This window comes from Sphingopyxis sp. PAMC25046, from assembly GCF_004795895.1.
Classification (GTDB): domain Bacteria; phylum Pseudomonadota; class Alphaproteobacteria; order Sphingomonadales; family Sphingomonadaceae; genus Sphingopyxis.
Genome location: NZ_CP039250.1, coordinates 1962086 through 1984647 on the forward strand (window position 1 = coordinate 1962086; position 22562 = coordinate 1984647).

At 65.0% G+C, this 22562-nt stretch carries 20 protein-coding genes and 1 tRNA gene; 12 read left to right on the forward strand and 9 right to left on the reverse strand.

What is annotated here, in order from left to right:
- Position 1: 1 nt before the first annotated feature.
- From E5675_RS09215 to astD, 3 genes are all read right to left on the reverse strand, one after another.
- Positions 2-298: a DUF2849 domain-containing protein gene (locus tag E5675_RS09215; protein WP_136174258.1), complete on the reverse strand. Its 297-nt coding sequence runs from the start codon at positions 296-298 to the stop codon at positions 2-4.
- Positions 295-1092, reverse strand: coding sequence for a uroporphyrinogen-III C-methyltransferase (gene cobA, locus E5675_RS09220; protein ID WP_136174259.1), 798 nt, complete (start codon positions 1090-1092; stop codon positions 295-297). The genes E5675_RS09215 and cobA overlap by 4 nt, the downstream gene beginning before the upstream one ends.
- Before the next feature lie 167 nt (positions 1093-1259).
- A complete protein-coding gene (astD, locus tag E5675_RS09225) occupies positions 1260-2705 on the reverse strand; it encodes a succinylglutamate-semialdehyde dehydrogenase (protein WP_136174260.1) in 1446 nt (481 codons plus the stop codon).
- 147 nt (positions 2706-2852) lie between these two features.
- On the opposite strand from astD, the gene E5675_RS09230 reads away from it, so the two are divergent.
- The 4 genes from E5675_RS09230 to E5675_RS09245 all read left to right on the forward strand — a co-directional run bounded on the left by E5675_RS09230 (position 2853) and on the right by E5675_RS09245 (position 6774).
- Complete coding sequence (locus E5675_RS09230; RefSeq protein WP_136174261.1) at positions 2853-3746, forward strand: alpha/beta hydrolase; 894 nt, start codon at positions 2853-2855, stop codon at positions 3744-3746.
- Entirely contained in the window at positions 3743-4921 is a 1179-nt protein-coding gene (locus E5675_RS09235; RefSeq protein ID WP_247594849.1) for a glycosyltransferase family 4 protein, read from the forward strand. Before E5675_RS09230 ends, E5675_RS09235 begins: the two co-directional genes overlap by 4 nt.
- Positions 4922-5005: 84 nt before the next feature.
- Entirely contained in the window at positions 5006-6409 is a 1404-nt protein-coding gene (locus E5675_RS09240; RefSeq protein ID WP_136174263.1) for a nitronate monooxygenase, read from the forward strand.
- Positions 6410-6468: 59 nt separating this feature from the next.
- Positions 6469-6774: a hypothetical protein gene (locus E5675_RS09245; protein WP_136174264.1), complete on the forward strand. Its 306-nt coding sequence runs from the start codon at positions 6469-6471 to the stop codon at positions 6772-6774.
- Between the two features lie 8 nt (positions 6775-6782).
- On the opposite strand, the gene E5675_RS09250 is transcribed toward E5675_RS09245, so the two are convergent.
- Positions 6783-7781 carry a D-glycerate dehydrogenase gene (locus E5675_RS09250; protein WP_136174265.1) on the reverse strand — a complete coding sequence of 333 codons (999 nt, stop codon included), beginning with the start codon at positions 7779-7781 and terminating at the stop codon, positions 6783-6785.
- A gap of 126 nt (positions 7782-7907) precedes the next feature.
- Here E5675_RS09250 and E5675_RS09255 point away from each other — a divergent pair, with 126 nt between their 5' ends.
- Positions 7908-8372 (forward strand): SH3 domain-containing protein, encoded by a 465-nt coding sequence (locus tag E5675_RS09255; RefSeq protein ID WP_136174266.1) that lies wholly within the window; start codon positions 7908-7910, stop codon positions 8370-8372.
- 57 nt (positions 8373-8429) lie between these two features.
- Here the strand turns inward: E5675_RS09255 and E5675_RS09260 are convergent, their stop codons facing one another.
- Together E5675_RS09260 and E5675_RS09265 are read right to left on the reverse strand one after the other, a co-directional pair.
- On the reverse strand, positions 8430-8897 hold the full coding sequence (locus tag E5675_RS09260; protein WP_136174267.1) for a hypothetical protein: 468 nt from the start codon (positions 8895-8897) through the stop codon (positions 8430-8432).
- A gap of 193 nt (positions 8898-9090) precedes the next feature.
- Positions 9091-10278 carry an acetyl-CoA C-acyltransferase gene (locus E5675_RS09265; protein ID WP_136174268.1) on the reverse strand — a complete coding sequence of 396 codons (1188 nt, stop codon included), beginning with the start codon at positions 10276-10278 and terminating at the stop codon, positions 9091-9093.
- 158 nt (positions 10279-10436) lie between these two features.
- Between E5675_RS09265 and E5675_RS09270 the strand changes: the two genes are divergently transcribed.
- On the forward strand, positions 10437-11891 hold the full coding sequence (locus tag E5675_RS09270) for a coniferyl aldehyde dehydrogenase (protein ID WP_136174269.1): 1455 nt from the start codon (positions 10437-10439) through the stop codon (positions 11889-11891).
- Between the two features lies 1 nt (position 11892).
- Here E5675_RS09270 and E5675_RS09275 read toward each other — a convergent pair whose 3' ends face one another.
- Entirely contained in the window at positions 11893-13002 is a 1110-nt protein-coding gene (locus tag E5675_RS09275) for an AI-2E family transporter (protein ID WP_136174270.1), read from the reverse strand.
- A gap of 103 nt (positions 13003-13105) precedes the next feature.
- Here E5675_RS09275 and E5675_RS09280 point away from each other — a divergent pair.
- Positions 13106-13190 (forward strand) — tRNA-Leu (locus E5675_RS09280).
- Between the two features lie 23 nt (positions 13191-13213).
- On the opposite strand, the gene E5675_RS09285 is transcribed toward E5675_RS09280, so the two are convergent.
- Positions 13214-13861, reverse strand: coding sequence for a DUF4198 domain-containing protein (locus E5675_RS09285; protein ID WP_136174271.1), 648 nt, complete (start codon positions 13859-13861; stop codon positions 13214-13216).
- 175 nt (positions 13862-14036) lie between these two features.
- Here E5675_RS09285 and E5675_RS09290 point away from each other — a divergent pair, with 175 nt between their 5' ends.
- From E5675_RS09290 to E5675_RS09310, 5 genes are all read left to right on the forward strand, one after another.
- On the forward strand, positions 14037-16133 hold the full coding sequence (locus tag E5675_RS09290; RefSeq protein WP_247594850.1) for a TonB-dependent siderophore receptor: 2097 nt from the start codon (positions 14037-14039) through the stop codon (positions 16131-16133).
- Between the two features lie 60 nt (positions 16134-16193).
- The gene (locus tag E5675_RS09295) at positions 16194-16502 is read left to right on the forward strand and encodes a hypothetical protein (protein WP_136174272.1); all 309 of its coding nucleotides are present in this window, start codon (positions 16194-16196) and stop codon (positions 16500-16502) included.
- Positions 16499-18070, forward strand: coding sequence for a PepSY-associated TM helix domain-containing protein (locus E5675_RS09300; protein ID WP_136174273.1), 1572 nt, complete (start codon positions 16499-16501; stop codon positions 18068-18070). The genes E5675_RS09295 and E5675_RS09300 overlap by 4 nt, the downstream gene beginning before the upstream one ends.
- Positions 18067-18354 carry a DUF3325 family protein gene (locus E5675_RS09305; RefSeq protein WP_136174274.1) on the forward strand — a complete coding sequence of 96 codons (288 nt, stop codon included), beginning with the start codon at positions 18067-18069 and terminating at the stop codon, positions 18352-18354. The genes E5675_RS09300 and E5675_RS09305 overlap by 4 nt, the downstream gene beginning before the upstream one ends.
- A 99-nt stretch (positions 18355-18453) precedes the next feature.
- Positions 18454-19233 carry an AraC family transcriptional regulator gene (locus tag E5675_RS09310; protein WP_168707833.1) on the forward strand — a complete coding sequence of 260 codons (780 nt, stop codon included), beginning with the start codon at positions 18454-18456 and terminating at the stop codon, positions 19231-19233.
- Positions 19234-19338: 105 nt separating this feature from the next.
- Here the strand turns inward: E5675_RS09310 and E5675_RS09315 are convergent, their stop codons facing one another.
- The gene (locus E5675_RS09315) at positions 19339-22545 is read right to left on the reverse strand and encodes a CusA/CzcA family heavy metal efflux RND transporter (RefSeq protein ID WP_168707967.1); all 3207 of its coding nucleotides are present in this window, start codon (positions 22543-22545) and stop codon (positions 19339-19341) included.
- Between the last annotated feature and the right edge of the window lie 17 nt (positions 22546-22562).

Genomic DNA, 22562 nt, shown 5'->3' on the forward strand with positions numbered 1-22562 from the left:
GTCAGATCACCCAGTCGCCGGCCGCAGGATCAGCGGGTTTCAGTGTCAGGTCGGGGCGTACGGTTGGCCCCAATGCGCGGATACGGTCCTTGATATGCGCGGGGCGCGGGCCATCGGGCGTCGCTTCGCCCGCGATGATATAGGGAGCGTTGACGCGGCGCGCGCCTTCCTCGGCGGCGAGGATCGCCTCGCCATGTTCCCCGACATCGGCGGCGTCCTCGATGTGCAGCGACCAGTCGGCGCCCGTCCACCAAGTGACAAATCCCGTTTTCAGGTCGTTGCCCGTGAGCAGTTTCATGTGAAGTCCCTTGTATTTTCGATCTTTGCGGCGACGCCCGGTGCGCCCAGACAGTCGAGAGCGTCGGCGCGCGCGGCAACCTTGCCGACGATGATGAGGGCCGGACTGGCGACCTTCTCGCGCGCGACGAGGTCGCCAAGATCGGTGAGCAGCGTGCGGAGAACACGCGCGTCGTCGGTGGTCCCGCGCTCGACGATCGCGATCGGCAGGTCCGGCGAAACGCCGTCGGCGATCAGCTTGTCGGCGATCGCGTGCGCGGTCGCGAGGCCCATGTAGATGACGAGCGTGCGGCCGTGTCCCGCGAGCCCCGACCAATCCTGATCGGTCAAATCCTTGCACTGGCCGGCGACGAAGCTCACCGCGCTCGCATCTTCGCGGTGGGTGAGTGGCAGGCCAGCCTGCGCGGCGCAACCCGCGGCGGCGGTGATGCCGGGGACGACCTCGCAGGCGACCCCGGCTTCGCGTGCCGCGTCGAGTTCTTCGCCGCCGCGGCCGAAGATGAAGGGATCGCCGCCCTTCAGCCGCACGACCTGCTTGCCGGCAAGCGTCTCGCGCACAAGCATTTCATTGATCAATTCCTGCTTCATCGTGTGACGGCTGCGCTGCTTCGCAACGCTGATCCGCTCGATATGCGCCGGGATCAGTGCGAGCACGCCTTCGCCGACGAGCCCGTCGTGGACGATGAGGTCGGCGCTTTCGAGCAGGCGCGCGGCGCGTAGCGACAACAGGTCGGGATCGCCGGGACCGGCACCGACGAGCCAGAGCTTGCCCGCAGGAGGGAGAGTCTTTGCCATGCAGGATAGATGATCGCGCGGGCCGCGATTGGCAAAGCAGGCTTTATTGACGGTGGTGAAGGTAAAATTGCCGCTCCACCACTCTCGTCACCCCGGACTTGATCCGGGGTTCATGGCTTCGTCGCCGGAATGGATGCCGGATCAAGTCCGGCATGACGAAAATGGGGTTACAGATATTTCTTCGTCACCAGCCGCGATCCCTCGGGATCGCGCAGTCCCACGCCGATCGAGGCGCGCATCGCATCGCTTTCCGAGCTTGCGACCGGATAGGCGCAATAGTCGGCGGCATAGAAGGCGCTTGGCCGGTGATTGCCCGACAGGCCGATGCCGCCGAACGGCGCCGCCGACGAAGCGCCGTTGGTGGGGCGGTTCCAGTTGATCACCCCGGCGCGGGCATTGGCCCAGAACTGATCATAAAGTTGCGGCGTGCCGCCGATCAGCGACGCCGACAAACCGAAAGCCGTGTTGTTCGCCTCGGCGATCGCAGCCTCGAAGGTGCCGACGCGGACGACCTGCAGCAGCGGGCCGAACAGCTCGATATCGGGGCGTTCGCGCATTGCGGTCACGTCGATGATACCCGGGGTCAGGAAGGGGCGGCCCGCGACCGGGCGCGTCATGTGGCGAATTACCTGTCCGCCGTTCGACATCAGGATCAGAAAGCTTTCGGTGAGGCCGTCGGCCGCCTCATTGTCGATCACGGGCCCCATATAGGGAGCGGGATCGGCGTGCGGGTGATCGACGATCAGCCGGTTCGCGAGCTTGCAAACCTCGTCGATCAGCGCGTCGGCGAGGCCGTCCTTCACGATCAGCCGCCGCGCGTTGCTGCACCGCTGCCCGGCGCTCAGGAAAGCCGACTGGACGACGAGGATCGCCGCGGTGCGGATGTCGGCAGTGTCCCACACGACGATCGGATTGTTGCCGCCCATTTCGAGCGCGAGCATCTTGCCCGGCTGGCCCGCGAACTGACGGTTAAGCGCCAGGCCGGTACGCGCCGAACCGGTGAAAAGCAGTCCGTCTATGCCTTCATGGCCCGCGAGCGCCTTGCCCGTTTCGGGCCCGCCGATCACGAGGCGCAGCACTTCCTGCGGCACGCCCGCGCTGTGAAAGAGCTCGACTAGTCTAGCGCCGACCGCCGGGGTCTTTTCGGAAGGCTTGAAGACGACGGAATTGCCCGCGATCAGCGCCGGGACGATGTGGCCATTGGGCAAATGCGCCGGGAAATTATAGGGGCCGAGTACCGCCAAGGCGCCGTGCGGCTTGTGGCGCACCGCGTTGCGCAGCCCCATCGCGCCTTCGATCCGGCGATTGGGTGTCCGTTCGGCATAGGCTTTGACCGAAATATCGACCTTGTTCGCGACCGATTCGACTTCGGTGCGCGCTTCCCATAGCGGTTTGCCCGTTTCGCGCGCGATCAGGTCGGCGAGCGCCTCGCCCTCGGCCTTCACCCGGTCGACGAAGCGGCGCAGCGTTTCGGTGCGGAAGGTGACGGGCTTGGATGCCCATTCGGGCCAGGCGCGGCGCGCGATTTCGACTTCGGTTTCGACGTCGCTGACCGGCCCGCGCCAGAGCTCTTCGCCGGTTGCGGGTTCGAAGGAAATCAAAGGCTCGCTCATGGTCGCCCGCGTCTTATCGGCGAAAGCGGGCTGCGGCAACCTGCGCGACGGATTGCTTGCGCCGCGCGGCGCGGTTGGCGATAGACGCGGGGGGCGAGTCTCGCGCGGCGGGGCGTGCGAAACGCGAAGCGAAGGGGACGTACCATATTGGCCCAGCAGGAAAGCCGCCACGACTGGTCGGACCAATATTGGTGGTCGCACGATGGCGTCCGCCTGCACGCGCGCGTCTATGCCGGGCCCGAGGGCAGCGAGAACGCGCCGCCGATACTGTGCATGCCCGGCCTCGCGCGCAATGCGCGCGATTTCGAAGATTTGGCGCCGCATGTGGCGCAATACCGAAAAGTGATCGTCATCGAATTCCGCGGGCGCGGCGAGAGCGCCTATGCCAAGGATCCGATGACCTATGTCCCGCTGACCTATGTGCAGGATGTCGTCGCGCTGCTCGACGAGATGAAGATCGATCGTTTCACGGCGATCGGCACCTCGCTCGGCGGGCTGGTGGCGATGCTGATGGCGGCGACGCTGCCCGGCCGGCTCGTCGGCGCAGTGCTCAACGACGTCGGGCCCGAACTCGAGACCGCGGGGCTCGAGCGGATCCGCGACTATATCGGCGCGGGCGGCAGCCAGCCGACGTGGATTCACGCGGCGCGCGCCTTTGCCGAACTGAACGGCGCGGTCTATCCCGCTTACGATATCCGCGACTGGCTGCGGGTGACCAAGCGTACGCACAAGCTGACCCCCGAGGGGCGCATCGTCACCGATTACGACAAACAGATCGCGGCGCCGCTGCGCGTTCCGAACGGCGGCGATGCGGGGGTCGACCTGTGGCCGGCCTATCGTGCTCTCGCCGGCATTCCGCTTCTGATCCTGCGCGGCGAGCTGTCCGATATTTTGGCGCGGCGGGCGGGCGAGAAGATGGCGGCCGAATTGCCGGGCGCGCGGCTGGTCGAGGTTCCAGGGGTCGGCCATGCGCCGACGATGGACGAGCCCGAGGCGCGCGCGGCCATCGACGCATGGACTGCGGAGCTCCCGCAAGCGTGAGCGCCGACGAGCCCGAGACGCCCTGGCCGATCCGTATCCTGCACCTTCACTCGAGCTTTTCGCTGGGAGGGAAGGAGGCGCGCGCCGTCCGGTTGATGAACCTGATGGAGGACCGGGCGCATCATACGATCCTGTCGGCGATGCCCGGCGCGCTCGGCGCGCGTGACGCGATCGATCCGGGGATTGTCGTCCATTTTCCCAAGGATGCGCCGCCGCTGCACGGCAAGCCGTCGTTTGCGCGCTATCGTGAACTCGCGGAATATATGACCCGCTTCGAGCTGGTTCTCAGCTATAATTGGGGCGCAATGGACGGGGTGATGGCGCGCCGGGTCCATGTATCGCGCCTGTGGCACAGCATGCCCGAACTGATCCATCACGAGGACGGGTTCAACGAGGACGAAAGCGTCCGGCGCAACTGGAAACGCAATCTGTTCCGCCGCGTGGCGCTGCGCACCGCACAGTCGGTCATCGTCCCGTCGGCCTTGCTTCAGCGGATCGCGACCGATGAGTGGAAGGCGGGCGCGCGCACCCATCTGATCCGCAACGGCATCGACGCCGCCGCTTATGCCAAGGGGCCGTCGGTGCCGATCCCGGGCTTCGAGCGGCGCGACGGCGAGGTGGTGATCGGCACCGTCGCCGGGCTGCGCAAGGTTAAGGACCTGCCGCGCCTCGTGCGCGCCGTGGCGACGCTGCCGGCGAACGTCCGGCTCGTCATTGTGGGCGAAGGGCCCGAGCGTGCGGCGATCCTCGCCGAGGCGGCGGCGTGCGGGATGGGGGACCGGCTCATCATGCCCGGCTTCATGGCCGAGCCCGCACGCTGGATCGGCCATTTCGATCTGCTCGCGCTCTCGTCGCTGAGCGAACAGGCGCCGATCGCGGTGATCGAGGCGATGGCAGCGGGTTTGCCCGTCGTAAGCCCGGCGGTAGGCGATGTCGCAGCGATGGTTTCGGACGCCAACCGTTCCTATGTCGCGGCGGACGAATCCACTTTCCGCGCGGCATTGCTCCGGATGACCAAAGATGCCGCGCTGCGCGCCGAGGTCGGCGCTGCGAACCTGCGCGCCGCGGTGCAACGGTTCGACGAATCTATGATGGTCGGCGCTTATGAAAAGCTCTATGCTCGCGCGCTGGAAGGTTATGGGCCGTTCAGCGGTGGCTGGGTCGGCTTCGATTGACAACGGGGGGCAATTTCCGCTTACGCAAGCGGGATTGGGGGCCGGTTCGCAAGCGCGGATCGGCGGAGAGAGAGAAGGTTTAGAGTGTTCAAAGGTTTGAAGCCCATCCTGTATGGCGGGCGTGAAGTCTGGCCGCTGGTCGAAGGCGGCAAGGGCGTGTCGGCGACCAATCATATGTCGAGCGGCGCGTGGGCCGCGGCGGGCGGCATCGGCACGGTTTCGGCGGTCAATGCCGACAGTTACGACGCCGAAGGCAAGATCATCCCGCAAATCTACCGCGCGCTGACGCGCAAGGAGCGCCACGAAGAGTTGATCCAATACGGCATCGAGGGTGCGGTCGCACAAGTCGAGCGCGCCTATGACGTGTCGGGTGGCAAGGGCGCGATCAACATCAACGTGCTGTGGGAAATGGGCGGAGCGCAGCAGATTCTCGAAGGCGTGCTCGAACGGACCAAGGGCCTTGTCGCGGGCGTCACCTGCGGTGCGGGCATGCCTTACAAGCTGAGCGAGATCGCCCAGCGGCACAATGTGCTCTATCTGCCGATCATCAGCTCGGCGCGCGCATTCCGCGCGCTGTGGAAGCGCGCCTATCACAAGGTGTCGGACCTGCTCGGTGCGGTGGTCTATGAGGACCCGTGGCTCGCCGGCGGCCACAACGGCCTGTCGAACGCCGAAGATCCGCTGGTGCCGCAGGACCCCTATCCGCGCGTCAAGGCGCTGCGCGACACGATGCGCGCCGAGGGAATTTCGGACGAGGTGCCGATCGTGATGGCGGGCGGCGTCTGGTATCTGCGCGACTGGGAAAACTGGATCGACAATCCCGAACTCGGCCAGATCGCCTTCCAGTACGGCACGCGGCCGCTGCTGACTGAGGAAAGCCCGATCCCGCAAGAATGGAAGGATCGGCTGCGCACGCTCGACGACGGTGACGTGCTGCTCCATCGCTTTTCGCCGACGGGTTTCTATTCGAGCGCGGTGCGCAACCCGTTCCTGCGCGATCTCGAAGCGCGCTCGGAGCGCCAGATCCCCTATTCGAAGCAGGAAGCGGGCGACCATATCGTCCAGCTCGACGTCGGGGTGAAGGGCAAGAATTTCTGGGTCACGCCGCACGATAGGGCGCGCGCGCGCGACTGGTTCGCCGAAGGCTATACCGAGGCGCTGAAGACCCCCGACAATACGGTCGTCTTTGTGACCGAGCCCGACAAGGCGATGATCCGCAAGGACCAGGCCGATTGCATGGGCTGCCTGTCGCATTGCGGCTTTTCGTCGTGGAAGGACCATGACGATTATTCGACCGGCTACCTCGCCGACCCGCGCAGCTTCTGTATCCAGAAGACGCTGCAGGACATCGCGCATGGTGGCGACGTCGAGCAGAATCTGATGTTCGCGGGCCACGCCGCGTTCAATTTTAAGACCGATCCCTTTTATTCGAACAATTTCACTCCCACGGTGAAGCAGCTTGTCGATCGGATCCTGACGGGAGACTGACGCGCGCTTCTCCTTTTAGAGCATGGACGGGACGTGGTTGCATGAAGTGCATCTGGCCAATGGCAGTGGTCGCCGCGGCGTTAGCGCTCGGCCCGCTCGGGTCGGGCGCTGCACACGCGGAAACGCCCGCCGAGCGGGCTTGGCGCAATTATGAGTTACTTCACAGCGGTGCCAAAAAGCCAAGCGACCTGAGCGATGTCGAGCGGCGCGAACTGGCGGCGCTGCTGCAATTGATGCGTGAAGATCGGAACGCCGACCGACGCACCCCGCGGCAGCGCTGCATCGATGAAGAAGTCGAGCGCGAAGGCGGAAATCCGAGCGATCTGGCGATGCGGGTGATCGACCTAAAATGTAGCCAGCGCTGACGAGGGGATCAGGCCCACCCCTCCAGCACCTGGTCCGGCGGCCGGTGCCCGTCGCACCAGGCACGAATATTCGCGATGACCTTTTCGCCCGACGCCTCGCGCCCCTCGATTGTCGCCGAGCCGAGGTGCGGGAGCAGCACGACATTGTCGAGCGCAAGCAGCGCGGCATCGACCGCGGGCTCGTGCGTATAGACGTCGAGCCCGGCGCCCGCGATGCGGCCGGTCTGGAGTGCCGCGATCAGCGCCTTTTCGTCGACGATCTCGCCGCGCGCCGTGTTGATCAGGTACGCGGTCGGCTTCATGGCGCCGATCCGGGCCGCATTGACCATCTCGTGCGTCTCGGCGGTGTGTGGGCAATGGATCGTCACGACATCGCTGATGCGCAGCAGCGTATCGACGCTGGCATGATAACTTGCGCCCAGTTCCTCCTCAATCGCTTGCGGAAGGCGGCGGCGGTTATGGTAATGGATCGAGAGGCCAAAGGCGCGAGCGCGGCGGGCGACTGCTAGACCGATGCGACCCATGCCGATGATGCCTAGCAACTTGCCGCCGACGCGGTGGCCCAGCATCGCGCTCGGCGCCCAGCCGGCCCATAGGCCCGACCGCATCAGCTTCTCGCCCTCGGCCAGCCGGCGCGGCACCGATAGGATCAGCGCCATCGTCATGTCGGCGGTGTCCTCGGTAAACACCCCCGGCGTGTTCGACACCATGATGCCCTTCGCGCGCGCGGCGGCGAGGTCGATATGATCGACACCCGCGCCGAAATTGGCGATCAGCTTGAGCCGCTCGCCCGCCGCGGCGATCACCTCGGCGTCGATCTCGTCGGTCACGGTCGGAACGAAGACGTCGCAATCGGCAACCGCGGCCTTCAACTCGTCGCGCGTAAACGCATGATCGTGCGCGGACAGCGCGACATCGAAGAGTTCGGCCATGCGCGCCTCGACGTGCGGCATCAACTGACGAGTGACGATGACGCGCGGTCGCTTCGGGCGGTTGGAATCGGGCATGGCCGCCGATAGAGCGCCGCGCGACGCGGCGGTCAAGAGCGGGCGACGCAAAAAGGCTGGGGATGAACGCAGCCTTTTGCGCGGTGAGCGGTTGAAATGCGGATATGAGTTTGACAAGGCAAAGCGATGACCAGCCGCCATATATTCGCCGCCGCCGTGCTGATGGCCAGTGTGGGACCGGCCGCCGCGCAATCCCAACCCGATGTCGAAGTGCCTTATTGGGCTTCGATCAGCGTCGATAAAGCGCGGATGCGCAAGGGGCCGTCGCCCGACGTCCCGGTAATGTGGGAGTATCGGCGAAAGGATTTGCCGGTAAAGGTCGTCGCGCGCCACGAAAACTGGCGCAAGGTCGAGGATCCCGACGGGACGCAAGGCTGGATGGCGGCGCGCCTCTTGAGCCGCGCCCGCACCGCGATCGTCACCGGCGAAATCCGCCCGATGCACGAGGACGCCAGCGTGTCTGCGGCGGTCGCCTATCGCGCTCAGCCCGGCGTCGTCGGCCGGATCAGCGATTGCAAGAACGGCTGGTGCCTGTTCGACGTCCAAGGCCGCAAGGGGTGGATCCAGACCGACCATATCTGGGGCGATTGACGGCCCATAGGAAAAGGGCCGGACGATTGCTCGTCCGGCCCTTTCTGTCTTTAGCGGTTAGCGCCACCGGAAATGGTTGCGATAGACCCGCACGACCTTGCCGCTGCGCGTATTGACCAGCAAAAGGTCGTTATAGTGGCGGACATAGGTCAGGCTGCGACCCGCCCGAGGCACGCCCCAGCGGCTGTCCCAGGCCGGGCGATAGGCCGGGGCGTAATAGCTCGAACGGAGCGTCGCGCCGACGCGGAACTGCTGGTAGCGGAAGGGCGCGCGATAATTCTGGTAGCGCGTATCACGGCGCCAGTCGCGGACCTCGTCGCGATAGTCGCGCTTCGCATCGCGATACTCGCGACGTTCTTCGCGAATGTCGCCGCGATCGCCATAGCGCTGTGCATCCCGCAATTCGCGGCGCTCTTCGCGAACGTCGCGGCGTTCTTCACGGATATCGCGGGTCTGCGCCTGCGCGACGGCCGGAACCATCATCGCGGCGATCAGGCCGGCGGCGAGAAATTTGGTCTTCTTCATTGTGCCATTCCTTTTTCATCCGTCAGGGGGAGGGGATCTGCCCGATGACAAGAAATGGTCTAGGCGATTCGATTTGAACCGACCCAGAATGCCGCGTTTATTTTCAGGTCATTAGTGTCGCAATTTGTCGTGATCATAACGACGAAATGGCGCCGTCTCGCGACGGCGCCATGCAACTTTTCGCGATTTCCGGTTAGACCAGTTCGACCGCGACCGCAGTCGCTTCGCCGCCGCCGATGCACAGGCTGGCTATGCCGCGCGTCTTGCCATGACGCTGGAGTGCCGCGATCAGCGTCGTGATGATGCGCGTACCGCTGGCGCCGATCGGATGGCCGAGCGCGGTCGCGCCGCCATGGACGTTGATCTTGTCGTGCGGGATGCCGAGGTCGTGCATCGCGAACATCGCAACACAGGCAAAGGCCTCATTGACCTCGAACAGGTCGACGTCGCCGATTGACCAGCCGGTCTTGGCGAGCAGCTTGTTGATCGCGCCGACCGGGGCGACGGTGAAATCCTTGGGTTCCTGCGCGTGCGCGGCGTGCGCGACGAGGCGCGCGACGGGCTTCGCGCCCTTGGCATCGGCGATCGACTGGCGCGTCAGCACGACGGCGGCGGCACCATCCGAAATCGACGAACTGGTCGCGGCGGTGATCGTACCGTCCTTGGCAAAGGCGGGGCGCAGCGTCGGGATCTTGTCGGGCATCGCCTTGCCCGGCGCCTCGTCGGTGTCGACGACGACATCGCCCTTGCGGCCCGCGATCGTTACCGGCGCGATTTCGGCGGCAAAGGCGCCGTCGGTGATCGCGGCCTTGGCGCGGCTCAGCGAGGTCAGCGTATAGTCGTCCTGCGACTGGCGGCTCAGTTGATAGGCATCGGCGGTGTCCTGCGCGAAGGTGCCCATCGCGCGGCCCGCATCATAGGCGTCCTCCAGCCCGTCGAGGAACATATGGTCATAGGCGGTGTCGTGGCCGATGCGCGCGCCCGAACGATGCTTCTTGAGCAGGTAAGGCGCGTTGGTCATCGATTCCATGCCGCCCGCGACGATCAGGTCGACGCTGCCCGCGGCAAGCGCTTCGGCGCCCATGATCACCGTCTGCATGCCCGAACCGCACACCTTGTTGACGGTCGTCGCTTGCACCGATTTGGGCAGGCCCGCCTTGATCGCGGCCTGGCGCGCCGGCGCCTGGCCGAGCCCGGCGGGCAGGACGCAGCCCATATAGATGCGCTCGATATCGTCGCCCGAAACGCCCGCGCGCTCGACCGCCGCCTTTACCGCGGTCGCGCCGAGGTCGGTCGCGCTCGCGTCCGACAAGCTGCCCTGCATGCTGCCCATCGGGGTGCGCGCATAGGAGAGGAAGACGACGGGATCGGTGGCGGTCATGGCAAAAGACTCCGTAGGGGAAAACTGGTCGGCGGTTCGATTAGCGGCTTTGCTGCAATTGCGAAAGGGGTAGGGCAAAGATGGGGAGAGCGTTTCAACTTGCAACCGGCCTTGCGACATGATCAAACATCGCCGCCAAGCATTAGGGGAGACGGGTCATGGCCACCGCGATCAAGCAGGATCTAGCCGGCGAAACGGCGCGCATGCACGAGGTGCTCGCCGCGCAGAAGGCGAGCTTCACCGCCGCCATGCCCGAAAGCCTGGCCGTCCGCACCGACCGGATCGACCGCGCGGTTGCCTTGCTCGTCGATAATGCCGAGGAATTTGCGAAGGCGGTGAGCGAGGATTTCGGCCATCGCAGCCGCGAACAGACGCTGATGACCGACATCATGCCGTCGGTCAGCGCCCTCAAACATGCGAAAAAGCATATGGCCGCCTGGTCGAAGGGCGAGAAGCGCAAGCCAACCTTTCCGCTCGGGCTGCTCGGCGCCAAGGCCGAGGTCGTTTATCAGCCGAAGGGCGTCGTCGGGGTCGTCGCGCCGTGGAATTTCCCCGTCGGCATGGTCTTCGTCCCGATGGCGGGCATCCTCGCCGCGGGCAACCGCGCGATGATCAAGCCCAGCGAGTTCACCGAACATGTCTCGGCGCTGATGGCACGGCTGGTCCCCGAATATTTCGACGAGAGCGAGATGGCGGTGTTCACCGGCGATGCCGAGGTTGGCATCGCCTTTTCCAAGCTCGCCTTCGACCATATGATCTTCACCGGTGCTACCAGTGTCGGGCGTCACATCATGCGCGCCGCCGCCGACAATCTTGTCCCCGTGACGCTCGAGCTCGGCGGCAAGTCGCCGACCTTCATCGGGCGCAGCGCCAACAAGGAGCAGGCGGGGCAGCGCGTCGCGCTCGGCAAGTTGATGAACGCGGGGCAAATCTGCCTCGCCCCCGATTACCTCCTCGTCGCCGAGGACCAGGAGGGCGAGGTGATCGACAGCGTCACCAAGGGCGCCGCGGCGCTCTATCCGACGCTGCTCGCCAACGACGATTACACCTCTGTGGTCAACGTCCGTAACTACGACCGGCTGCAATCCTACCTTGCTGACGCGCGCGAGAAGGGTGCGGAGGTGATCGAGGTCAATCCGGGCGGCGAGGATTTCGCTAGCGCCAACGGCCACAAGATGCCGCTGCATATCGTGCGCAATCCCACCGACGACATGAAAGTGATGCAGGAGGAAATCTTCGGACCCATCCTGCCGGTCAAGACCTACAAGACGATCGACGACGCGATCGATTATGTGAACGAGCACGACCGTCCACTCGGTCTTTATTATTTCGGGCAGGACAAGAGCGAGGAGGATCGCGTGCTGACGCGCACGATCTCGGGCGGGGTGACGGTCAACGACGTACTGTTCCACAACGCGATGGAAGACCTGCCGTTCGGCGGCGTCGGGCCGTCGGGGATGGGCAATTATCATGGGCTGGACGGTTTCCGAACCTTCAGCCATGCGCGTGCCGTCTATCGCCAGCCCAAGCTCGACGTCGCGGGACTTGCCGGCTTCAAACCGCCTTATGGTAAAGCGACGGCGAAGACGCTGGCGAAAGAGCTGAAGAAATAGCTCAGTCCTTCCCGGCGACCCTGATCGGCTTGCCGAGCAGCGTCTTCACATAGATGCGCTGGACCAGGACATAGACGACCACGGTCAGCGGCGCGGCGAGCAACACGCCGAGAAAGCCGAACAAGATGCCCGCGGCGACGACCGCGAACAGCAGCACCGCTGGCGGCACGTCGACCGCCTGTTTCTGGATCATCGGCTGCAGGAAATTGCCCTGCAATTGCTGGATCGCGAGGAACAGCAGGAGCGTCCATAGCGCCGTCATGGGCGACACGGTGAAGGCGAGCAGCACCGCGGGAACGCCTGCGATGATCGGCCCGATCATCGGGATGACGTCGAGCAGGCCGGCGATCAGGCCGAGACCCCCGGCCGCGGGGACGCCGAGCAGCGCGAGCCCCGCCCAGGTCAGCGCCGCGACGACGAGCGACGATACCGCCTGTCCGACCATCCAGCCTTTCAGCCCGCGCGCCGCATCGTCGAGCGCCAGCGCTCCCGTTTCTTCCGCGCGCGTCGGAAGCATGAGCAACAGCCCGCGCCGGTAGGTCGCCGGGTCGCTGGCGAGGAAGATCGCCGCGACGAGCACGAGCACGAAATCGGCGATGCCGCTGCCCGCTGCCAGGGCATAGCCGCCCGCTTGCGATGCTAGGCGCGAGATATCGTCGCTGCCGACCTCGGCCAGCTCGCGCACGCGTTGTCCCAGTCCATAGCGGTCGAGAAATGCCTCGACGCCGCGCAATGCTTGCGGAAGCTGCTCGCGAATCGTGTCGACCTCGCGCGCCAGCTGCGATCCGAACAGCATGAAGGCGCCCGCGAAGATCGCGACGATCCCCGCGACCGACAGTGTCAGCGCGATGCCACGGCCGATCTTCGTTTTGCGGCAGATCCAGCTCGCGATCGCGTCGAAGATCGCGCCGAGCACGATCGCTGCGAAAACGAGCATAAAGAAACGCGTCAGTTCGATCACCAGCAGCGCGACGCCGACCAGCGCCAGCACGATCAATGTCGCTCCCGCGATCCGGCCGGGGCCAAACGCGGGCGACGGAGCACCGGCGGGCTTCGCTTTGCTCTGCGGTCGGGCGGGCGAGGCGGCGGGTGCCGGCGTCTTTTCGGTCATCGCGCCACCATATCGGCGGCGGTATTTCGCGCAAGCATATGCTCCGCCGTGATTCGCGCTGGACGCGGACCGTGCTTTTATGGCAACGGCTCCGCGTCCACGGGCCCCTGTGGTGAAATTGGTAGACGCGCTCGACTCAAAATCGAGTTCCGCAAGGAGTGCTGGTTCGAGTCCGGCCAGGGGCACCAACGCAATCGGTCGTGGCGAACGCCTATCGTGCGACGAAGGTCAGCGTCGAAATGTGGTACGTCTTCGCGACGTCTTTGCCGCCGAGGGGGCGAAGGCCCTCGATATCGTGCGAGATCGACAGCAGGTAACGGCCGGAGCCTGTCACGGGCACGTCGATGCGGCCCTGGTCATCGGCGGCGAAGCTTTTTTGCCAGCGGTCGGCGTTGATCACCGTCACCTTCGCGCCGGGGAGCGGCTGGCCCATCCAGTGGACGACGAAACTGTCCGCCCCGGCGGCGGTCGGAACGATTTCGAGGTCGAGCGCCGACCGCGTTTCGATGCGCCCGGCGCGCGCATAATAGATCACGCCCTCCCATTTGCCGCCGTCGGCTTTCCACGGCGCGAATACATTGTCGTCGGTCAGGCGGACGTCGCCCGTGCCGGTCACTGCCGCTTCGATATGGTTCGCGCGGCGGACCAGCGCCGCCGGCTTCGCACTGTGGTCCGCGACGAGACGCGGGGCCGTCAGCTTGGAAAATTCGGGGTCGCCGGCTTCGGGAACCGGGTCGGCGGGTTCGCCGAGGTAGATGCGTGCGGGGCCGCTCCCATCGCGTTCAATCCAGACCTCGTGTGCGGTGGCGGGTGACGAAAGGAAGCTGAAAGCCATCAGCACGGCCAAGGTCTTTTTCATCGGGCGTCCTCTTTTTCGAATATGCCGGAGCGGCGGTGGGGCTGCGGCAGCCCGTTGGAGGGTATGTGACCTCGAACGACACTTATTGCAAACGATTATTAATAGCTTGCTATTGCGACCTATTCGCTCTAGCTGCCGCCCCTAATTGAGATTGAGTCGCAAAAAGGGAAATGCCATGACCGTCCGAATGATCGCGCTCTGCGGAGCAGCCACGCTGGTTCTTGCCGGCAATCCGGCTTGGGCGGGCGAGGGGGCGGACGATGCCGCGTTCGCTGACGCAGCTGCCGAAGCCGATGCGGGCGCCGCCGAGGACGCGATCGTCGTCACTGGCTATACCGGAACCAAGACCGATACCGCGCTGACCGAATTGCCACAGCCGATCAAGGTCATCACCGCCGAACAATATGAAGCGCAGGGCGCGATCAGCATCAGCGACACGGTGAAATATGCCGCCGGCGTCCTCGCCAATCCCTATGGCCGCGACACTCGCGTGGACGGGTTCAACGTCCGCGGGCTCGATGCGCTGCAGTTCCGCGACGGGATGCGCGACATCTTCTCCTATTATGCCTCGATCACGTCGGACCCCTATAATTTCTCGCGTGTCGAAATCGTGCGCGGCCCGGCCTCGGTGTTGTTCGGCCAAGGGTCGATCGGCGGTCTCGTCAACCTCGTCAGCAAGACGCCCGACTTCACCACGCGCGGCGAAATCAACCTCGTCTATGGCAGCTTTGACCGCAAGGAAGTGCTGGGCGACGTCAACCTCGCGCTCACCGACAATCTCGCGGTCCGCTTCGTCGGTCGCGCGCGCGATGCCGACACCTATGTCGATCATGTTCCCGACGACCGCGTCATGTTCGCGCCCTCGATCCGCTGGCAACCGACACCCGACACCGACGTGGTGCTGACCGGCCTCTATCAGGAGGACGACACCGGCTCGACCTCGCAGTTCTTGCCGATCGTCGGTACCTTTCGCCCCAACACCGTCGCCGGCGAGCAGCTCGAGCGCTACACCTTCGTCGGCAAGCCTGGCTGGGACCGTTATGCCGGTCGCTCGCTCCAGGGCGGCGGATCGATCACCCACCGCTTCTCGGACAAGGTGCAGCTCAGCCTTAAGGCGCGCTACATCGACAGCGACCTTGAATATAATACCCACTATGCCGATAGCTATACGAACCCGCAGGACCCCTTCTCGGTCTATGGAACCGACGGGCGCACCATCGGCCTCTATGCCGATGCCAGCGACGCACGGATGAACGTGTTTTCGACCGACAATAATCTCCAGTTCAATTTCGACACCGGCGCCAATGTCGCGCACAAGCTGCTCGTCGGCGTCGATTACAGCTGGAACAAAGTGCAAAAGCGTGGGGTCTTCGGCTTCGAGATCGTCGATCTCTACGACATCGATGGCGGTGCGCTGCTCGCTTACGAACCCAGCGGCGATTTCACCCCGGAAAGCCAGAAGCAGCTCGGTGTCTATGTTCAGGACCAGATCCGCTTCTTCGACCGCGTCTCGGTCGTGCTCGGCGCGCGCCGCGACCGCGTCACCGGATCGTCGGGGCAGAAGGACAATGCCACCACCTTCCGTGCCGGCATCATCGGCGAGATTGGCGCGGGCATCTCGCCCTTCTTCAGCTACACCGAGAGCTTCCTGCCGGTCGCCGGCCGCATCGACAATGGTGACGGCACCTTCGGCGATCCCTACCGGCCGCAAACGGGCACGCAGTATGAAGCAGGCGTGAAGTGGCAGCCGACGCCGAACACGCTCGTCACCGCCACCGCCTTCAAGATCAAGGAGCGCAACCGCGTTCTCTATCTTGCCGCCGGCGGCACGGCCCAGTCGGGCGTGCTCGACACCAAGGGCTTCGAAATCGAGGCCAGCCACACGTTGCCCGGCAATTTCGAACTGCTCGCCAATTACGGCTATGCGAAGCTCAAGTCGGAAACCAACACCAGCCTCGATTACATGCCGCGCCACACCGCGTCGCTCTGGTCGACCAAGACTTTCGGCCTTCCCGAGGACGCGCAGCTCCGCCTCGGCGGCGGCGTCGTCTACAGCGGCAAGAGCGTGTCGACGAGCCCGGTGTGGTCGATCGTCACGCCGTCGCGCACGACGGTCGACGCGCTGGCCGAAATCAACTGGAACAACTGGCGCTTCGCGGTCAACGCCACGAACCTCCTGAACAACGAATATTTCGCATCCTGCCTCGCGCGCGGCGACTGTTTCGTCGGCGCGCCGCGCAATGTGATGGGAACGGTCGGTTATCGCTTCTGATGCATATGGGCTGGGAGCGAGGCTATTGCGAGTCAGTCGCATGTTTGCGATAGGGACGCGATGAGCAGGGCGGTCCCAAAATTGCGCGTCGCGAGCGCGCGCGCCGTTGCGGCGCGTGTGGTGGCCGCGGTGCCGCTCAACTATGCCGTAACGAGCGCGCTCACCATGCTCGTCGCGCGGCTTCTGCCGGGCGATGCGGCGCAGGCGTCGATCGGCGCGACCACGCTTTCCTTTGCGATTTTCGCAAGCCTTGCCATGACCGCCTTCACGGTCCGCTCGGTCGCGAAGCTGTGGTTCGGCCTCGTTGCCACCGGACTCGTCGCAGGCGCGGCTGATTGGGCGCTGATCGCGGTAGGAGGCCGGCTGTGAAGAGCGGCTTCCGGCAATCGATGGCATGGCTGCACACCTGGACCGGGCTGCTGCTCGGCTGGCTGCTGTTCGCTATCTTCGTGACTGGGACATCGGCCTATTTTCAGGAAGAGATCACGCGCTGGATGACGCCCGAAGTGCAGAGCGTCGCGGCCGACCGGGCGAGCGGCTTCGTCGCGGCGACCGAGTGGCTGAAGCGCGAGGCGCCCGGTGGCAGCGAATGGTCGATCTATTCGACGGGCAAGCGGGCCGCCGGCCTGCAGCTCTATTGGGTGAACGGCCCCGATGCTCCCGCCGATGCTCCGACCAGCGCGCGGCTCGACGGTACGGGGACCAAGGTTTTCGCGCGCGAGACGCTGGGCGGATGGTTCCTCTACCGCTTCCACTACGATCTTCATTACATCGACTGGTATTGGGCGCGCTGGCTTGTCGGCATCGCGGCGATGGCGATGCTGATCGCGATCCTCAGCGGCATCGTCACGCACAAGAAAATCCTTGCCGATTTCTTCCTGCTGCGGCTCGGCAAGGGGCAGCGGAGCTGGCTTGATGCGCATAATGCGTCGAGCGTGTTGTTCCTGCCTTTCATCCTGATGATTACCTATACCGGCCTTGTCAGCCTCGCGACCCACTATATGCCGTGGGGTATCGCTGCCAATTACGTCAATCAGGACAAATATTTCGAAACCGCTTTCCCTTGGCCCGTGCCGGCGGAAAAGACGGGTCCGGCGCCGCTTGCACCCATTGGTCCGATCGTCGAGCGCGCGGAACAAAGCTGGGGAATCGCCGCCGGCAGCGTACGCATCCTCAACCCCGGCGATCGCTCGGCGCAGGTCATCGTGACGAGTGCGCCCGACGCGGGCATGTCGGTTCGCCCGCGCTCGCTGACCTTCGACGGGGTAACGGGCGTCCCGGTCGGTGCGCACGTCCCCTCGGGCGCCGCGACCGCGACCGAGGGCACGATGATCGGGCTTCATGCCGGTCGCTTCGCTTCGCCCTGGCTGCGGGCGCTCTATTTCATCTCGGGGCTGGCGGGCTGTATCATGGTCGCGTCGGGTCTGATCCTCTGGACGGTGAAGCGCCGTGCGAAGCTTCCCGACCCCGATCGGCCGCATCTCGGCTTCCGGCTCGTCGAAAAGCTGAACATCGCGGCGATCGTCGGCTTGCCCTTCGGCATGGCCGTCTATTTCCTCGCTAACCGCCTGCTGCCACTCGGGATCGTCGACCGCAGCGACCAAGAGATCGACACCATGTTTATCGCGTGGGGCGCGGTGGCGGTATGGGCGCTGGCGCGACCCGCGCGGAACGCCTGGCTCGAAACCTTGTCGGCAACGGCGATTGCGTTCGCGTCGGTGCCCGTCGTCAACGCCCTGACAACGGATCGGGGCCTCTTCACCAGCCTTGCTGCGGGCGATAGCGTCTTTGCCGTGTTCGACGGCGCGATGATCCTTATTGCCGCCGCCTTTGGCTGGGCGGCACTGAAAGCTGCGCTCAGGGGCAGGGCGCAAAGCGGCAGGGCCATGGCGCGCCGTTCGCCCACCGATGCGGTGCCGGGCGTGGAGGCGGCATGATCCATGCTCTGCTCCTCCTGCTTGCCTTCTCGGGCTTCGTGCTGCTCTGCGCCGCGCGCGACCGGCACCAGCGCGATCTTCTGGGCCGCAAGCTACCCGTGGGGGCGACCGCCCGTCTGCGCCGGGGCGGCTTGTTCCTCCTGCTGGCCGCTTATCCGGTGGCGGGCCTCGCGCTCGGTTGGGGTTATGGGGCGATCGAGTGGCTCGGGCAGCTTAGCGGCGGCGCACTGCTCACCGTACTGCTTCTCAACCGCCTGTCGGCCCGCGGAACCGCCAGCCGCTGATCCTCCGTACGAAGGCGTCGTCGGCCGAACTGGACGCGTTTCTTCGCGAACTCTAAGGGGTTCATGCCCTCGGCGGTTGGGGGGAGGTTGGCAGGTTCGATGACACATAAGCGCGCCATCATCATATCGGCGGAATTCGCCAGCTTCGTGGGGCGCGGGCGCGTCGATCCGGCGTGGCTGCCGCCCGAACCGATCGTCATCGGCTTCGGCGATATGGGTGAACCCGCGGTCAGCATATTGGCGAGCGAGGATATCGATCACGGAGCGGACGGTCATATCCTGCTGTTCGCGATCAGCCGCACTGCCTGCCTGCGCATGTTCGGCCTGCTGCCGAGTGTGGCGGGAAGCTGGTATCTTTCCACCGACCTGCGCGAGCTTGGTCGCGCGATCGTCGCGGTCGAGGGGGAGAGCGAAGTGGCGGGCATGCTCCGCGTCGCGCGCAGCCTCGAACTGCTCTGCAGGCTGTTCGAGGCGCTCGAAGAGCATCGGATGGTCGAGTTTCACGGCAAGACGTCGCTGAGCGAGGTCGATGCCAAGCGCGTCGCTGCCGCGCACCAGCTGGTGAGCGAAAGCTGGCGCGAGCCATTGACCGTGGCGGAGGTCGCGCGGCGGTCGGGGCTCGGCAAGGCGAAGCTGACGCAGGGTTTTCGCGAGATGTATAAATGCACTGTTGCAGAGGCGGTGAGCGAGCGACGGCTGTCGCACGCGCGCACCTTGCTTTCGCTGAGTGACCTTCCCGTTTCCAGCGTCGGCTATCGCTGCGGCTATCAAAGCAACGCCAGCTTCACGCGCGCCTTCGTGCGCCGGTTCGGCACGACGCCGACCGACTTGCGCCGACGCGAAAAGGGGCAGCATGGACCGGCTGCGCCTTTGCCGTGATGCCTGTCGTGGTTTCCGAGAAGCGCCGGCGGAAGTTTCATGATACCCGGCAGCGGCGCGGCGTAAAATCCCGGCGTCGCCAAGCGGCGCCGGGAAGGATCGGGTTCATACCGCCAAGGGCGCGGTGCTCGCCGCCGGCGAGTTGGCTTCCTCCTTTTCTGTCCGCCCATGGACGATGCGGTAGAGCGCCGGCAGGACGAGCAAGGTCAGGATCGTCGACGAAACGATCCCGCCGATCACCACCGTCGCCAGCGGACGCTGAACTTCCGCACCCGCACCGACGTTGAACGCCATCGGCACGAAGCCGAGGCTCGCCACGAGCGCCGTCATCAATACCGGTCGAAGCCGGGTGAGCGCCCCTTCGCGTATGGCCTCGCCGAGGCTTGCGCCGGCGTCGCGAAGCTGCCGGATGAAGCTCAACATCACCACACCGTTGAGCACCGCGACCCCCGAGAGGGCGATGAAGCCCACCCCGGCCGAGATCGAGAGCGGCATGCCCCGGACAAGCAGTGCCGCGACGCCTCCGGTGAGAGCGAGCGGCACCCCCGAAAAGACGATCGCCGCGTCCCTGCCCGAACGGAACAGAGCGTATAACAGCCCCAAGATCGTCAGCAACGCTGCTGGAACGACGAGCTGAAGACGCGCAGCAGCAGAAATGAGCTGCTCGAAGGTGCCGCCATAGCTGATCCAGTAACCCGGCAGCACGTCAACCTCCGCTCCAACCTTGGCCTGCAGCTCTTCGATGAACGAACCCAGATCGCGACCACGGACATTGGCTGTCACCACGACGCGCCGCTTGCCGTCTTCACGGCTGATCTGGTTGGGGCCTGTCACGACCTCGACCTTCGCGACCTCGGCCAGGGGCACAAAGCCGCGCAGCCCAGCTTGCGGCGCGCCGTCAAAGGTGACGTCGGGCGAAATGCCGTTTGCCGGAAGTGGAATGCGCAGGCGGCCGATCTCGTCGACCTGCCCGCGGATAGGCTCGGGCAGACGCACGATGATCGGAAAGCGCCGGTCCCCTTCGAATATCTGTCCCGCTTCTACCCCGCCGATCGAAACCGCGACGACATCTTGGATGTCGCCGACGCTGAGCCCGAAGCGGGCAAGGGATGCGCGGTCGGGTGTGATCTGCAATACGGGGAGGCCCGTCACCTGCTCGACGCTGACGTCCTGCGCACCCTTGATGTCCGAAGCGACACGTTCGATCCGCTGCCCGATCTGGAGGAGCGTGTCGAGATCATCACCGAAGACCTTGATCGCCACGTCGGCCCGCACGCCCGAGAGGAGTTCGTTAAATCGCATCTGGATCGGTTGGGTGAATTCATAATTGTTCCCCGGAATCTCCGCGACTGCGGCCTGCATCTCGCGGACCAATTCGGCCTTGGGCTTTCGAGAATCGGGCCAGTCAGCGCGATCCTTCAGGATGATGAAGGTGTCGGCAACCGAAGGGGGCATTGGATCGGTCGCGATTTCCGCCGTCCCGATTTTCGCGACCACCCGCGCGACCTCGGGGAACTGCTTGATCCTTGCTTCGAGCGCGGTCTGCATCTGGATCGCCTGCGAGAGACTGGTTCCGGGCATACGGAGCGCGTGAAGCGCAATGTCGCCTTCGTCGAGGCTCGGTACGAACTCGGAGCCCATGCGACTTGCCGCCAGGCCGGCGACAACAACCAGGCCGATCGTGACGGAGATGACGGCGGCGCGCAGGCGTATCGCCTTGTCGAGTGCTGGCGCATAGATTTTGCGCGCCAGGTTCATGAGGCGACTTTCCTTCTCTTCCACCTTGCCGGTGACGAATAGCGCGATCGCGGCCGGCACGAAGGTCAGCGAGAGGATCAGCGCTGCGGTCAGGGCCATCACGACGGTGATTGCCATCGGATGGAACATCTTCCCCTCGACGCCGGTGAGGGCAAAGATCGGCACGTAGACGAGCGCGATGATCAGCACGCCGAATAGCGACGGCCGGATGACCTCCGAGGTTGCCGACGCAGCCAGTTCGAAACGCTCGTCCCGGCCGAGCAGGCGCCCCAACCGATGCTGGGTTTCGGCGAAACGACGCAGGCAGTTCTCGACGATGATCACAGCGCCGTCGACGATCAGGCCGAAATCGAGCGCGCCGAGGCTCATGAGGTTGCCCGACACGCCGCCGCGTACCATTCCGGTAATTGTCATCAACATGGTGATCGGGATGACGGCCGCCGTGATCAGCGCCGCGCGAATGTTGCCGAGCAGCACGAAGAGCACGACGATGACGAGGAGCGCGCCCTCAAGAAGATTTTTCTCGACGGTCCAGATCGCACGTTCGACAAGGTTTGTGCGATCATAGACCGGCACGGCCTTGACGCCGGCGGGAAGGGCCTTGGCCGCTTCTTCGAGGCGCTTTGCTGCAGCGCGCGCGACGATCCGGCTGTTCTCGCCGGCAAGCATGAACACCGTGCCGAGCACGACCTCCCGGCCATTCTCGGTCGCGGCGCCGGTGCGCAATTCTTCGCCCATGCTGAGATCGGCGATATCGGCAACCCGGATCGGAATGCCGTTCCGGTTGCTTACGACGATCATCCCGAGTTCGTCCATCCCGCCAGCCTGACCCGGCGTCCGAACCAGATATTGTTCACCATAGCGCTCAATATAGCCGGCGCCGCGATTGTCGTTGTTGCGATCGAGTGCGCGAACGACATCGTCGAGAGTGAGGCCATATGCCGACAACCGCGCGGGGATCGGCGTCACGTGATACTGGCGCTCGTAGCCGCCGATGCTGTTGACTTCGGTCACGCCAGGCGTGTTGCGAAGCTGCGGGCGAATGACCCAGTCCTGCAGCGTTCGGAGATCCGCCAGCGTATAGGCGCCGCCGCCGGGCTTCTTCGCGCTCGGCTCCGCTTCCAGCGTATAGATGAAGATTTCGCCCAGCCCGGTCGCGATCGGCCCCATTTCGGGTGTGACGCCCGGTGGCAGCTGATCGCGCACCGATTGCAGCCGCTCGTTTATCAGTTGGCGAGCAAAATAGATGCTTGTGCCGTCCTCGAAAACGGCCGTCACCTGGCTCAGTCCGTAGCGCGACACCGAGCGCGTATATTGGAGGCCCGGCAGTCCTGCGATCGCCGTCTCCACGGGGAATGTCACGCGCTGCTCGGCTTCGATCGGCGAGAAGCCCGGTGTCTCGCTGTTGATCTGCACCTGGACGTTGGTGATGTCGGGGGTGGCATCGATCGGCAGCCGCTGGAAGCTCCAGATCCCGACTGCACAGAGCAGGAGGACAACCGAAAGCACGGCCCAGCGGAAGCGGATCGCGCCCGCGATCATCCGCTCGAGCAAGGGCGAGTTGCCGCGTG

Coding starts and splice junctions, on each gene's coding strand:
- E5675_RS09245 (WP_136174264.1), top strand. CDS start 6,469: ATGGCAGTGGTCGCCGCGGCGTTAGCGCTCGGCCCGCTCGGGTCGGGC.
- E5675_RS09270 (WP_136174269.1), top strand. CDS start 10,437: ATGGCCACCGCGATCAAGCAGGATCTAGCCGGCGAAACGGCGCGCATG.
- cobA (WP_136174259.1), bottom strand. CDS start 1,092: ATGGCAAAGACTCTCCCTCCTGCGGGCAAGCTCTGGCTCGTCGGTGCC.
- E5675_RS09275 (WP_136174270.1), bottom strand. CDS start 13,002: ATGACCGAAAAGACGCCGGCACCCGCCGCCTCGCCCGCCCGACCGCAG.
- E5675_RS09265 (WP_136174268.1), bottom strand. CDS start 10,278: ATGACCGCCACCGATCCCGTCGTCTTCCTCTCCTATGCGCGCACCCCG.
- E5675_RS09295 (WP_136174272.1), top strand. CDS start 16,194: ATGAGCAGGGCGGTCCCAAAATTGCGCGTCGCGAGCGCGCGCGCCGTT.
- E5675_RS09305 (WP_136174274.1), top strand. CDS start 18,067: ATGATCCATGCTCTGCTCCTCCTGCTTGCCTTCTCGGGCTTCGTGCTG.
- E5675_RS09255 (WP_136174266.1), top strand. CDS start 7,908: ATGACCAGCCGCCATATATTCGCCGCCGCCGTGCTGATGGCCAGTGTG.
- astD (WP_136174260.1), bottom strand. CDS start 2,705: ATGAGCGAGCCTTTGATTTCCTTCGAACCCGCAACCGGCGAAGAGCTC.
- E5675_RS09310 (WP_168707833.1), top strand. CDS start 18,454: ATGACACATAAGCGCGCCATCATCATATCGGCGGAATTCGCCAGCTTC.
- E5675_RS09285 (WP_136174271.1), bottom strand. CDS start 13,861: ATGAAAAAGACCTTGGCCGTGCTGATGGCTTTCAGCTTCCTTTCGTCA.
- E5675_RS09290 (WP_247594850.1), top strand. CDS start 14,037: ATGACCGTCCGAATGATCGCGCTCTGCGGAGCAGCCACGCTGGTTCTT.
- E5675_RS09250 (WP_136174265.1), bottom strand. CDS start 7,781: ATGCCCGATTCCAACCGCCCGAAGCGACCGCGCGTCATCGTCACTCGT.
- E5675_RS09260 (WP_136174267.1), bottom strand. CDS start 8,897: ATGAAGAAGACCAAATTTCTCGCCGCCGGCCTGATCGCCGCGATGATG.
- E5675_RS09215 (WP_136174258.1), bottom strand. CDS start 298: ATGAAACTGCTCACGGGCAACGACCTGAAAACGGGATTTGTCACTTGG.